The organism is Fulvivirga lutea, from assembly GCF_017068455.1.
Taxonomy (GTDB): domain Bacteria; phylum Bacteroidota; class Bacteroidia; order Cytophagales; family Cyclobacteriaceae; genus Fulvivirga; species Fulvivirga lutea.
The window spans coordinates 3,381,240-3,396,033 of the sequence record NZ_CP070608.1 but is presented as its reverse complement, the minus strand read 5'-3'; the positions used below and the strand labels follow the sequence as shown (position 1 = coordinate 3,396,033).

The window sequence follows — 14,794 nt, the reverse complement described above, 5'->3', positions numbered from 1 at the left end:
ATTAAAAAATGATATTATCTAAGTCACTAGCGAAGTTCATTAAATCGCTTCAATTAAAAAAACAACGCAAGAAAGAAGGTTTGTTTATAGTTGAAGGTGAAAAAAGTGTGAACGAACTTCTTCAGTCTAATTTTAAAGTAAAATACCTAGTGGGGTTAAGTGATTATGTGAATGACATCAATCAACCCACATTTGAAGTATTTGAGGCCAATGAAAAAACACTAGATTCAATTGGCACATTTAAATCTAGCGATAGGGTGATTGCCGTGGCTGAAATGAAGGATGTAAAGAATTTTTCAATTTCAAAAGAAGAAATCGTGCTGGCACTGGATGGAATCAACGATCCTGGTAATTTAGGAACCATTATTCGTCTGGCCGATTGGTATGGCGTTAAATCTATTCTTGCATCACCAGAAACAGCTGACTTGTACAACCCTAAGGTTATTTCCGCCACCAAAGGCTCTTTTACAAGAGTAAATGTTTATTATACTGATTTAGTAGCTGCATTATCTGAATCCCAAGCACCTGTTTATGGCGCCATGATGGAAGGGCAGAATCTTCACAAGGTAAAATTTGAGAGTGGCGGCATAATAGTAATGGGTAATGAAGCCAATGGAATTAGTCCTCAGGTAGAAAAACTAATTAAGCACAAGATTACAATTCCCAAATTTGGGAAAGCAGAATCATTGAATGTGGCGATGGCCACCGGCATAATTTTGGATAACGTAAAAAGGAATTAACTATCAGCTAATTCTCTCAAATCTACTGGCACCACTCGGCTCACACCCTGCTCAATCATGGTAATTCCATAAATAATGTCAGTGCTCGCCATTGTACGCTTGTTATGCGTTACAATGATAAACTGTGAGTCCTTAGAGAATGTCTTTATGATGTTATTAAACTTATCAATATTAGCATCATCTAATGGTGCATCTACCTCATCGAAAATACAGAAAGGGGCAGGTTTAATCAGGTAGATAGCAAACAGGAGTGAAGTGGCTGTTAAGGTCTTTTCACCACCAGAAAGCTGATTAATAGTTAAAGGCCTTTTTCCTTTTGGCTTTGCAATAATCTCTATACTTGATTCCAACGGATTATCCGGATCGCTCAATCGCAGGTCGCAATCATCTTCTTCGGTAAATAAGCTTCTGAATACTTTTACAAAGTTCTCCTTAATTTCTTCGTACGCTTTGATAAAGGTTTCTTTGGCAACTGCATCTATCTCGTCAATGGTAGATAGGAGTGATTCTTTGGCTTTGAACAAATCTTCACGCTGCTCGGTAATAAAATCGTTTCGCTCCTTAATTTCGTTGTAGGCTTCCATCGCCATAGGGTTAATCGGCCCCATGCGCTCAAGCCTATCCTTAATTTTGGATACAGATTCTCTTAGCTCTTCTTCATTTGTATCTACCGATTCCTCACCTTCCTTTAGAATCTCGTCCGTATCTATATTAAACTCCACGCTTAATCGCTCCTTTACAGCGCTTAGCTCAAGCTTGGTTTCATTCAACTTGTTCTGAAGTTCCATAATAATGGCATCAATACCCTCACGATTTCGTTGAATTTCACGTTCACTTTTATCCAGCTCATCAATATTTCCTCTTACGCTATAGTATTCTTTCTCCGCTTCATTCACAGCCTGTTCTATACTTTCTCGCTCCTCATACATGCCAACCAGCTCATCGTCATTGGTTTCATTTTTCTCCAATAATGATTTGATTTCTGCTTCCGTATTAGCCAAATCCAACTGATTTTTTTCAATTCTATCTTTACTGCTGTTAAAAGCATCTTGTTTGTAGGATATCTCCTGTTCAATACTTTTTACTCGGTTATCTTGCTGGTGGAAAAAGATGTTTTGTTCATTAAATGCAGAAGACTTTTCACTCAATAGCTCTTGCTGTTCGTTTAGCTCAGCAGTAAGTTCGGCCAATCTGTTTTCTGTTTGCGATAGGTCTTTCTCTTCACGCTCGGCCTTTGGTTTGTTTTTAGCTACTGAATTAGATAGCTCATCTACCTTAGCAATAATGTCTTCTTTGCGCATGTCCGCATCAGAAAGCATTTTGGCAAATTGTTCCTGTTTGGTTTTAATAGAGATATACTCCTCATTTACCTGAGTAATGCCCTGCTGCATTTCTTCAATCTCCTGCTTGAGCGAGTTCCCTTTTAGTTTTTCTAGTTCTTTATTCTTCTCTGAAAGGCTTTGTTCTATTTCATTTAGCTTTTTAGTCAGCTGTTTGATTTCTTTTTCAAGCTTTTCCAGATTCTTAGCCCGGCCAATTTTCTTGCCTTCAAACAGACCTACCGATCCACCCGTTAGACTGAACCTTCTTCGGGTTACCTTGCCATTTTTAGTAATGAAGGTGTTATCGTCATCTTTTGGAATATTCTTATACTCACCTTCGAAGATGTAAACGTTATCAAGTATGTAGGCCATTAGCTTACGATACTTGGAATCGTATTCAATAATTTCCGTTACTGGAAATGCATTATCGTAAATGCGCGTATTGGTTGGGGTAAACCCCTCAAATGATTCAAGAATGAAAAAGTTAGCCTTACCTTTGGCAGCATCACTTAATATATTGATGGCTTCATAGGCCTCAGCTTCTTTTTCAACAATGTAATAGTTAAGGTAAGGTTCTAAATAGTTTTCTACGGTTACCCGATATTCTTCGTCACAAGTAAGAATATCAGAAAGGAGAGGGGCATTCTTTTTCCAGCCAGCCTTTTTCTTTAAAAACTTTATTGCTTCGGGGAATCCTTCCAGGTTCTCAACTAACGACTTTGTAAGGTTGAATTCGTTTTGCCTGGCGTCAAGCTTTCGGTTTGTCTGAGTTAACTCTTCTCGAATAACAGAGATGGTTTTTTCCGTAGACTCAATTCTACTTTCAATTTCCTGCTGAGCATCTTTCTTCTTTTTTAGCTCCTTATTTTTAACAGCCAACTCTTCTTCAAGTACCTGAACCTTTTTATCAAACTCAATTAAGCTTGCATTTTGTTCGCTTGTATCGGTGGCAGTTTTTTCTAGTTCCTGTTTTAAAGATGAAAGCTGTAATTCCTGTATTTCTACAGATTTTTTAAGCTGATAAACTTCTTCCTGCTTGCTCTTAAGAATCCTTCTTACTGTTTCCTGCTCCTCCTGAATTCTATTGGTTTTAGATTTCTGAGCATCATGATCTTCTTTGAGAGAATTTACTTTTAACTCTATCTCAGCCAAAAGCTTTTGAGCACTACTTTTTTCATGAGTCAAACTCTCAATACTAAAAGCAGCTCTTTCATTACTCTTTCTATCTTGCTGAATTTGATCTCTTAAATTCTCAGATTTGTCGTTAAGAAACCTTAGGCGCTCATTTTTAATCTTTTTCTCACTTTCGTACTGGCGGATTTTATTTACATGCTCGTTCAGTGCTTTTTGGCGGACGCTCAAAGCCTTTTCTTTTAGCACTAATTCAGATTTCGATTTCTCTAACTCAGCCTCTTTTTCTTTTACCTGCTTGTTCAGACTTATTTTTTTATCATTCTCTGCTTCAATTTGTTTAGAGAGAGAATTAAATAGTCCTGTAGATTTTTGGATAGTTTTTCTCGCAAGTTGAATACTGACCTCTTTATATTCTTCTTTGAGCTGATAATACTTCTCTGTTTGCTTGGCTTGTCGCTCAAGCGATTTCATGTTTTTTTCTATCTCATAGAGCAGATCTTCAACTCGTTCTAAATCTGCATCAGTATCGGACAGCTTCTTAAGTGTCTCTTTTTTACGCTTTTTAAACTTCGATATTCCGGCAGCTTCCTCAAATAAACCTCTTCTGGAATTGTCCTTATCGTTTAACAGATCATCCACCATTTTAAGCTCAATAATGGCATAGCTGTTAGAGGCAATTCCTGTGTCAAGAAATAAGTTGGTAATATCTTTTAACCTGCAGGTGACTCCATTTAGAAGGTATTCACTTTCACCAGATCTGTAATATCTTCTGGTAAGCGTAACTTGAGAATATTCTGTCGGCAGTAAATTTTTAGTATTATTAAAAGTAAGCGAAACTTCAGCTAGCTGTGTGGGTTTACGTTTTTTGGTTCCATTGAAAATAACATTTTCCATTTTCTCAGAGCGAAGTGTTCTACTACTCTGTTCTCCAAGCACCCATCTTATGGAATCAACAATATTGGATTTGCCACAACCATTAGGGCCAACAATTCCGGTAATGCCTTCATCAAAGTTGATAACAACCCGATCACCAAAACTTTTAAAGCCTTTTATCTCAAGTTTAGCTAATTGCATTAATACTGCTTAAATTTAATTGAATATTTATCGGCCTAATTTAGCTGTAATCTAGTAGAAACCGAATGCTTCTTACATTTCCAAAACAGAAAGAAGAAAGGGAAACAAATTTATAAGATATATTGATAAATTTGTCATACCATGGATGATATTCAAATTATAATCTACATAATCTTCGTTCTTTTTGCGATCATCTCGCGCGCATTAAAAAAGAAGAAGGAACCCCAGAAAAAGCCAGCCCGCCCTGCTAGTCAAAACCAGAGTAAACCTGCCCCACAAAAGCAACTTACGTTTGAGGAACTATTAAAAGAGTTTACTGAAGAGCAAAGCGGCACGAAAAGGTCAGAGCCTGAATATGCTGAGCCGGAATCATACGAGCAAGAATTCGATGTTAATGATGATGAAGAGATAAAGCGGATTTATGAAGAATCTGTAAGGGCATCGCAGAAATATGAAGAATCTCGAAATCGTCATGATGATAAGCACTCTGGAAAGTTCAAACATTTCGAGCATTATTCAGAAGAAGACGTTGCAGAAGAGGAAAGTGAATACGCTAAGTTGTTGCAAGATGAGGATTCTGCAAAAAATGCTATTATCTTAAGTGAGATAATCAACAGAAAATATTAAAATAACTTTAAATAATTTTATTTTATTGGCCAAATAAAGGCTGATTCAATCAAAAAAGTGTTTTTTCTATTGAAATATTACTTGAATCCCTAAATTGCCTTATTACGACAAGATCGTATTTGAATTGTACAAAGAATCGTTCATCTTTGCTTATTGGTGTAAATACTCTAATAATCAATTTTAAACTAGCGGTTACTTTGATTTTTTAGACTATATATATAATAAATTTTTTCGACTGACCGAGTCATGATAAAACTGTTATTTAAAAGTATCAACCTTTTACATTCTAAAGTTCTCTTAGTCGCAACGCTATTATTGTTTATTGCTTTAGGGGATTCATATGCTCAATGTCCAGTTAATTCCATAACCGTTACTCCAACACCTGTAACCTGTAATGGCTTCAATGATGGGCAGATGACTATTGTGGTTGATAATCCTAATGGATATGCAGGAAATTACACGTATAGAATAACTGACTTTATTAACGGTGGCGATATTGACTCTGCGCCAACAACGGCTTCATCATTTACATTCACAGGTTTAATTCCTTCTACTTATACAGCCAGAGTTATTAATTTGGATGCACCATGCACTTCACTAATACTATTTGATTTTAGAACAGTAACTGAACCTGACGAACTTTTAATTTCAGTGGATGACATCACACCTGCCTGCACAGCTGGTACTGGTGAAATACAAATATCAACTACTGGAGGAAATGGAGGTAACTCATTTGCTTGGACAGGCCCAACGGCTATTGGGGATACTGATAATCCGACAGGATTAGATGCTGGAGTCTATGAAGTTACAGTGACAGATTCTGAAGGATGTCAGGCTATTGAATCTAATATTGTTGTATCTGTGGCATCAGTTCCAGATGCATCAGGAACCCCTCCATTGAGTTGCGATGGAACCATTGGATTAGTGGGTAGTGTGCCTTTGTCAACAGAAACTGGCGAATGGTCTGTGGTAGCAGGTTCAGGTGTGATAGCAAGTCCTAATTCTCCAAATACCACTGCAACGGGCTTGTCTGTTGGAACCAATACATTTAGATGGACAATTACAGATGACAATATGGTTTGTCCAGGTGTTTTTGATGATGTTGATGTGGTCTGGAATAATTTACAATTAACTCCAACAGCGGATGTTGCATTAGATTGCAATGGAGATTCGGATGCGTCAGGAACGTTTACAGCATCCGGTGGCACGGCACCGTATGGATTTACGATAGATAGTAATACAGCGACAGCAACTACAAGTACAACAGCTACGACATTAGATTTTACCGGAGGTTCAGTAGGAGAGGTAACGGTAACAGTAACAGATGCTGATGGCTGTACTGACCAGGCAACAATAACGATAACCGAACCAGCAGTCTTGGTATTAACACCTACGGCAGATGTTGCATTAGATTGTAATGGAGATTCGGATGCAGCAGGAACATTTACAGCATCCGGTGGCACAGCACCGTATGGATTTACGATAGATAGTAATACAGCGACAGCAACTACAAGTACAACAGCTACGACATTAGATTTTACCGGAGGTTCAGTAGGAGAGGTAACGGTAACAGTAACAGATGCGAATGGCTGTACTGACCAGGCAACAATAACGATAACGGAACCGGCAACAGCAACTACACTTACACCTACAGCAGATGTTGTGTTAGATTGTGCGGGAGACGCAGATGCAACAGGAACATTTACAGCATCCGGTGGCACGGCACCGTATGGATTTACGATAGATAGTAATACAGCGACAGCAACTACAAGTACAACAGCTACGACATTAGATTTTACCGGAGGTTCAGCAGGAGAAGTAACGGTAACAGTAACAGATGCGAATGGCTGTACTGACCAGGCAACAATAACGATAACGGCACCACCATCATTAGTGTTAACTCCAACAGCAGATGTTGCATTAGATTGTAATGGAGATTCGGATGCAGCAGGAACATTTACAGCATCCGGTGGCACGGCACCGTATGGATTTACGATAGATAGTAATACAGCGACAGCAACTACAAGTACAACAGCTACGACATTAGATTTTACCGGAGGTTCAGTAGGAGAGGTAACGGTAACAGTAACAGATGCGAATGGTTGTACTGACCAGGCAACAATAACGATAACCGAACCAGCAGTCTTGGTATTAACACCTACGGCAGATGTTGCATTAGATTGTAATGGAGATTCGGATGCAGCAGGAACATTTACAGCATCCGGTGGCACAGCACCGTATGGATTTACGATAGATAGTAATACAGCTACAGCAACTACAAGTACAACAGCTACGACATTAGATTTTACCGGAGGTTCAGTAGGAGAGGTAACGGTAACAGTAACAGATGCGAATGGCTGTACTGACCAGGCAACAATAACGATAACCGAACCGGCAACAGCAACTACACTTACACCTACAGCAGATGTTGTGTTAGATTGTGCGGGAGACGCAGATGCAACAGGAACATTTACAGCATCCGGTGGCACGGCACCGTATGGATTTACGATAGATAGTAATACAGCGACAGCAACTACAAGTACAACAGCTACGACATTAGATTTTACCGGAGGTTCAGTAGGAGAAGTAACGGTAACAGTAACAGATGCGAATGGCTGTACTGACCAGGCAACAATAACGATAACGGCACCACCATCATTAGTGTTAACTCCAACAGCAGATGTTGCATTAGATTGTAATGGAGATTCGGATGCAGCAGGAACATTTACAGCATCCGGTGGCACGGCACCGTATGGATTTACGATAGATAGTAATACAGCGACAGCAACTACAAGTACAACAGCTACGACATTAGATTTTACCGGAGGTTCAGTAGGAGAGGTAACGGTAACAGTAACAGATGCGAATGGTTGTACTGACCAGGCAACAATAACGATAACCGAACCAGCAGTCTTGGTATTAACACCTACGGCAGATGTTGCATTAGATTGTAATGGAGATTCGGATGCAGCAGGAACATTTACAGCATCCGGTGGCACGGCACCGTATGGATTTACGATAGATAGTAATACAGCGACAGCAACTACAAGTACAACAGCTACGACATTAGATTTTACCGGAGGTTCAGTAGGAGAGGTAACGGTAACAGTAACAGATGCGAATGGTTGTACTGACCAGGCAACAATAACGATAACCGAACCAGCAGTCTTGGTATTAACACCTACGGCAGATGTTGCATTAGATTGTAATGGAGATTCGGATGCAGCAGGAACATTTACAGCATCCGGTGGCACAGCACCGTATGGATTTACGATAGATAGTAATACAGCGACAGCAACTACAAGTACAACAGCTACGACATTAGATTTTACCGGAGGTTCAGTAGGAGAGGTAACGGTAACAGTAACAGATGCGAATGGCTGTACTGACCAGGCAACAATAACGATAACGGCACCACCATCATTAGTGTTAACTCCAACAGCAGATGTTGCATTAGATTGTAATGGAGATTCGGATGCAGCAGGAACATTTACAGCATCCGGTGGCACGGCACCGTATGGATTTACGATAGATAGTAATACAGCTACAGCAACTACAAGTACAACAGCTACGACATTAGATTTTACCGGAGGTTCAGTAGGAGAGGTAACGGTAACAGTAACAGATGCGAATGGTTGTACTGACCAGGCAACAATAACGATAACCGAACCAGCAGTCTTGGTATTAACACCTACGGCAGATGTTGCATTAGATTGTAATGGAGATTCGGATGCAGCAGGAACATTTACAGCATCCGGTGGCACAGCACCGTATGGATTTACGATAGATAGTAATACAGCTACAGCAACTACAAGTACAACAGCTACGACATTAGATTTTACCGGAGGTTCAGTAGGAGAGGTAACGGTAACAGTAACAGATGCGAATGGCTGTACTGACCAGGCAACAATAACGATAACCGAACCGGCAACAGCAACTACACTTACACCTACAGCAGATGTTGTGTTAGATTGTGCGGGAGACGCAGATGCAACAGGAACATTTACAGCATCCGGTGGCACGGCACCGTATGGATTTACGATAGATAGTAATACAGCGACAGCAACTACAAGTACAACAGCTACGACATTAGATTTTACCGGAGGTTCAGCAGGAGAAGTAACGGTAACAGTAACAGATGCGAATGGCTGTACTGACCAGGCAACAATAACGATAACGGCACCACCATCATTAGTGTTAACTCCAACAGCAGATGTTGCATTAGATTGTAATGGAGATTCGGATGCAGCAGGAACATTTACAGCATCCGGTGGCACGGCACCGTATGGATTTACGATAGATAGTAATACAGCGACAGCAACTACAAGTACAACAGCTACGACATTAGATTTTACCGGAGGTTCAGTAGGAGAGGTAACGGTAACAGTAACAGATGCGAATGGTTGTACTGACCAGGCAACAATAACGATAACCGAACCAGCAGTCTTGGTATTAACACCTACGGCAGATGTTGCATTAGATTGTAATGGAGATTCGGATGCAGCAGGAACATTTACAGCATCCGGTGGCACAGCACCGTATGGATTTACGATAGATAGTAATACAGCGACAGCAACTACAAGTACAACAGCTACGACATTAGATTTTACCGGAGGTTCAGTAGGAGAGGTAACGGTAACAGTAACAGATGCGAATGGCTGTACTGACCAGGCAACAATAACGATAACGGAACCAACGGCATTGGTTATTAATGCAACACCAAATAACCCTGCCTCATGTGGAGTAAGTACTGGTAGTATATTATTAAGTGGATTAACTCCCTCAACCAATTTTGATGTAAATTTTCTTGATGATGGAACACCTGATACTCGTACAGGGACATCTAATGTTAGTGGTGAATTTAACATAGGAGGGCTTGACGCAGGAAGCTACACTAATATTACAGTTACTGACCAAGGAACAGGTTGCTCTTCGAATACATTAAACGGTCCATTCAGTTTGTCCGATCCTGGTGCGATTACACTATCCATTTTTAATCAAAGTAATCCATCAACTTGTGGTGGCGATGAAGGCTCCATTGTTCTTGTTGGGTTTAATGCATCAACTGATTATGAATTAACATATTTTGATGACGGAATTCAAGTAGATGAGAGTATTACAAGTACTCCTGGCGGTGAGTTTACTATCATCAGTTTAAATGCTGGAAGCTATACGAATTTTGTGGTAACAGATGTAGTTTCTGGGTGTACCTCTAATACCGTGGCAGGTCCAATTACTTTATCTGATCCAGGTGGTGAGACTATTACGGGGGCTTCTGGTAATAACCCTACTAATTGTGGTTTAGATGATGGTGAAATACAATTGACAGGACTAACAGCTTCAAGTGATTTTTCTGTTGATTTTGAAGTAAATGGAGCTCCAACTAATGAACCATTATTGACAAGTGATGGAGCAGGTAATTTAATTATTCCTGGATTAGTGGCCGGCAGTTATAATAATTTTACAGTTACAGGTACAGATAATTGTATTTCAAATACGTTGAACTCAACGGTTGTATTAGTTGATCCGGGTTCAGTTACAATAGTGATAGGAACATTATCTAATCCAAACTCATGTGGAGGAACGGATGGTTCAATAGAAATTACAGGTCTGGCAAATAGTACAGCATATGATGTAAACTTTAATGATGATGGAAATCCTATATCATTAACTGGAGAGGTTAGCACTCCTACAGGTGAAATTGTAATTAATGGCCTTAATGCAGGTTCATACACTGATATTAGAGTAACAGAAAGTGGATGTACTTCAAATACGTTGAATGGACCATTTGATTTGGTTGATCCAACGCCAGTTACCATAGCGCACGTTGGTAATAATGACCCAGCAACTTGTGGAGATTCTGACGGGAGTATTGTTATAAACGGTCTTGCTAACAATACACTATACGATGTCAATTACAATCTTAATAGTAACCCGGAGGCTCCAGTAAGTATTTCAAGTAATGGTATAGGAGAATTAACAATTCCAGGGTTAATAGCAGGTAGCTATTCTGATATTACGGTTACAGAAAGTAATTGTACTTCTGATCCATTAATCGGTCCATTCACATTGTCTGACCCTGGTTCAGTTACGATTGCCATTAATGGTTCTACCAATCCATCAACTTGTGGTGGCGATGAAGGAGAAATAGTGTTATCAGGTCTTGATATATCTACTTTGTATAATGTGACTTATAATTTTAATGGCGGTGCTGAAGGTCCATTCGGTATAACAAGTGATGCAGGTGGATTATTATTAATTGATGGTTTGTTTGCAGGAAATTATACTGATATACAAGTAGAAGAAGGAGGGTGTTCCTCTGCACCAATAGTTGGGCCAACATTAGTAGATCCTACAATACCTACAATTTCTGTAGACAATGTAACTCAACCTACAGATTGTGGAGATGATGGTACAATAGAACTTAGTTTTACAGGAGTTGCGGATAATGCAGCAGCAACTATTGACTTCGATGGTGGCTCATTTACAAATGTAAATATCACAGGCGGCACGGCTACTATTAGCGCTGCTGCCGGAGCATATAATGACCTAAGTATAACTGAAAATGGATGTGTATCTGTAGATAATCCAGCTGCTGTTTTAACAGAGCCTGCATTACCAACAATTGCCGCAGTGGGCATTTCCCCAGTAACTTGCGGTGGAGATGGATCAATTGATTTTACCTTCACAAATGTTCCGGATAATACCTATACTATAACTTATGCAACAGGTTCATTCACTGGTGTCAATGTTGTCTCAAACGCTGCTACCGTTGTAGCGCCTGTAGGGACTTACACTGATTTAAGAATTTCAGTTGGAGCTTGTACTTCAACAGAAGATTCTGAAATTATTATTACAGACCCAGTACCAACAATAGCAGTTGCTTCAGTTGTAGATCCTACAGATTGTGGAGGAAACGGAACAATTAACCTTACATTTACCGGTGTGCCTGATAATACCTATGATATCAATTATGCAGATGGCACCTTCAGTGGTGTAGTTGTTTCTTCAAATGCAGCATCTATTAATGCTCCGGCTGGCACATATACTGATTTAAATATTACGGTTGCAACTTGTACTTCAGTTGATGATCCGGATGCTACATTGACTGATCCAGCACCTACGATTACAGTAGATACTCAAACTGATGCAACAGGTTGTGGAACAAGTGATGGTGAAATAGCAATTACTATAAACGGTGGTAGCGGTAACTATTCATTTGATTGGACAGGTCCTAATGGATTTACATCGACTTCGGAGGATATAAGTGGCTTAGAAGGTGGTGATTATGATGTACTTGTCACTGATGATGACACAGGTTGTACAGTAAGCGATACATATACCATTAATGAGCCTTTAAACTTTACTGTGGCAGTGGCTTCAACCAATATTACTTCTTGTGGTGCGAATGATGGAAGTATTGATCTCACACTAACAGGACAAGGTCCGAATACTGATGTGGATTGGGTAGGGCCCAATGGATTTGTAGGTACTGGAGTTAGTATAAATGGACTAGAACAAGGAGATTATACATATACAATCACAGACAATGATAGTGGTTGCTCTGATTCAGATGTGGTTACTATTACCGAGCCGGTAGACTTTACACTTGCTGTTGTGTCATCTGATGTAACAGTATGTGGTAATGATGATGGCTTAATCGACTTGACAGTGACCGGTGGAAGTGGTGATTTTACATTCGCATGGGATGGACCAGGAAGCTTTACTGCAGACACTGAAGATTTAACTAACCTTTCTAATCAGGGGACTTACACTGTAACTGTTACTGATAATGTTAGTGGGTGTTCTGCTAGTGAATCAGCTGTCATTAGCTTACCTCCAGGGTGTGCTGTAGATTGTGCTGTATTTACTACAATTAATGAAGTAACTGGTGCTACAACATTACCAACTTGTCAAAACCCAGAAGCTGGTAGTATTACATATGAAATTGATGGTGGTAGTGGTACATATGCTGTAACCTTGATTGATATTACAGATAATACCTACTCTCGATTCAGTCAGGATAATGACGGTGATGTTACTGTAAGTAACTTAAGAGCGGGGTCATATTATGTTATAGTAGAAGATGTTGTATCTGGTGATATTTGTGATGGCCGCACTACCACACCTGAACGAATAGTTGCAATTAGTACTGAAACAACTGTTACAGCAGACCTTGTTGGAACAAGTAATGTTGAATGTTTTGGTGAATCTACAGGTAGTATAGAAATTGAAAACTTGATTGGTTCTACTACAGGAGACTACTTTTATTCAATTAATGGCGGAGATTGGGTTGAATTAAATGCGCTGGTTATTCCAAATGCATCTGATCCTAATGGATTAACAGAAGGAAATAACTTAATCAGACTAGGGGAAATTGAGAATGACCCATGTCCGCAAAGATTTGAAAATATACTTATTGGTTCTAATACTCCTGAGATTGATGTGAACTTCAGTATTACAGATTTAGAGGGATGTGACTCCGGTGATGGAGCTATCGAAGTAACTGCTGCTGGCGGGTCTGGTGGAGATTTTACTTTCGCATTTGTAATAAGTGGAAATACTGTAGTCGATGGTCAGTTCAGCGATACAAATAGCCTCAGTAGTTTAGATGCGGGTGATTATGATGTTTATGTGCGAGATGCGAATGGTTGCACTGTAATGGAAACAGTAGCTGTTTCGTCTCCTGGTCAAATCAACTTATCTCAGTTAAATACGTCAAGTGCAAATTGTAGTAATCCTAGTGCAGGAAGAATTACAATGAGAGTGGATTTTGCTAATTCTCCACCACCACCATACATTGTTACAATAGTGGATGCTAACGATCCCGCCAATATTATCTATGAGAATAACGATGGCTGGGATGGTGATGATATTACAGGGCTGTTCCCGAGAAGTAATGAGACTGGTTTGGTGTCTGGTGATTATACCGTGATTGTTTCTTCAGAAACTGAAGGTGTATGTTCACTTGAAAGTAATTTCTCCATTATTGGTGGGCCAATTCCTGTTTCTTTTGATTATGAGCTTCAACAGAGATGTTTAAATACTACCAAAGAGTATGTGAATGAGTTGGTACTAACTGGTATCACTGGCGAGTTAGGTACGGATTATACTTTATTTGTATTCAATGATCAGCAGCAGGTTGTGGATCAAGTTCCTTTAACACTAACTATTGGTGATGAGATCAGAGTAACTGAGCGTTCATTCCTACAAACACCTGACAGGATTTTCAGGCTAAGGTTATCGCAAACGCAAACTATATGCGTTGATCCAATAATATTTGATCATCCTAACTCTCTTGAAATTCCTGATGTGGTTGCGCCATTAAATGTAACTATTGATAACATTTCAAGTTCATTCCCAGATAACACTACAGGTGGATTCAGTATAACTGGAGTGTCTGGTGGGGTTGAGCCTTATGAGGCCGTTCTAGAAGGGGATGCTGACGGATTCTTTGGTTTAGGTCCTGATGAAATACCATTTGATCCATTCAATAATAATTACCTGCTAGATTACGAAGGTCTAGGAATAGGTAATTATGATTTATTTGTGACAGACGCCCTTGGTTGTGAAATTGAATTAGATATTGAAATCCCTAGAGATTCTACCGTTATCATACCAAATGTATTCACGCCAAACGGAGATGGAGTTAATGATACTTTCAGAATGATTAATATCGATCAGGGTAATACGCAATTAATCATTAATAACAGATGGGGTAAAACTGTATTTTCATCAGATAGCTATGGCGGTACAACAGAAGCAGATTTCTGGTCTGGAGGAGATACTCCTGATGGAATATACTTCTATAAGGTTGAGTCAAACGGACAGGCGTATACTGGGTGGGTCGAAATAATACGGGGTAATTCTCCTTAGATACTAAAGATTATATAAAAC

At 39.6% G+C, this 14,794-nt stretch carries 4 protein-coding genes; 3 read left to right on the top strand and 1 reads right to left on the bottom strand.

Annotated features, from left to right (window positions below):
• The first annotated feature begins 8 nt into the window (after nt 1–8).
• Complete coding sequence (locus tag JR347_RS15060; protein ID WP_317192604.1) at nt 9–740, top strand: TrmH family RNA methyltransferase; 732 nt, start codon at nt 9–11, stop codon at nt 738–740.
• On the opposite strand, the gene smc is transcribed toward JR347_RS15060, so the two are convergent.
• A complete protein-coding gene (gene smc, locus JR347_RS15055) occupies nt 737–4,270 on the bottom strand; it encodes a chromosome segregation protein SMC (protein ID WP_205721413.1) in 3,534 nt (1,177 codons plus the stop codon). The two genes, JR347_RS15060 and smc, sit on opposite strands and share 4 nt — an antisense overlap.
• A gap of 141 nt (nt 4,271–4,411) precedes the next feature.
• On the opposite strand from smc, the gene JR347_RS15050 reads away from it, so the two are divergent.
• A complete protein-coding gene (locus JR347_RS15050; protein WP_205721412.1) occupies nt 4,412–4,897 on the top strand; it encodes a hypothetical protein in 486 nt (161 codons plus the stop codon).
• A gap of 246 nt (nt 4,898–5,143) precedes the next feature.
• Entirely contained in the window at nt 5,144–14,773 is a 9,630-nt protein-coding gene (locus JR347_RS15045; protein WP_205721411.1) for a gliding motility-associated C-terminal domain-containing protein, read from the top strand.
• Nucleotides 14,774–14,794: the final 21 nt, after the last annotated feature.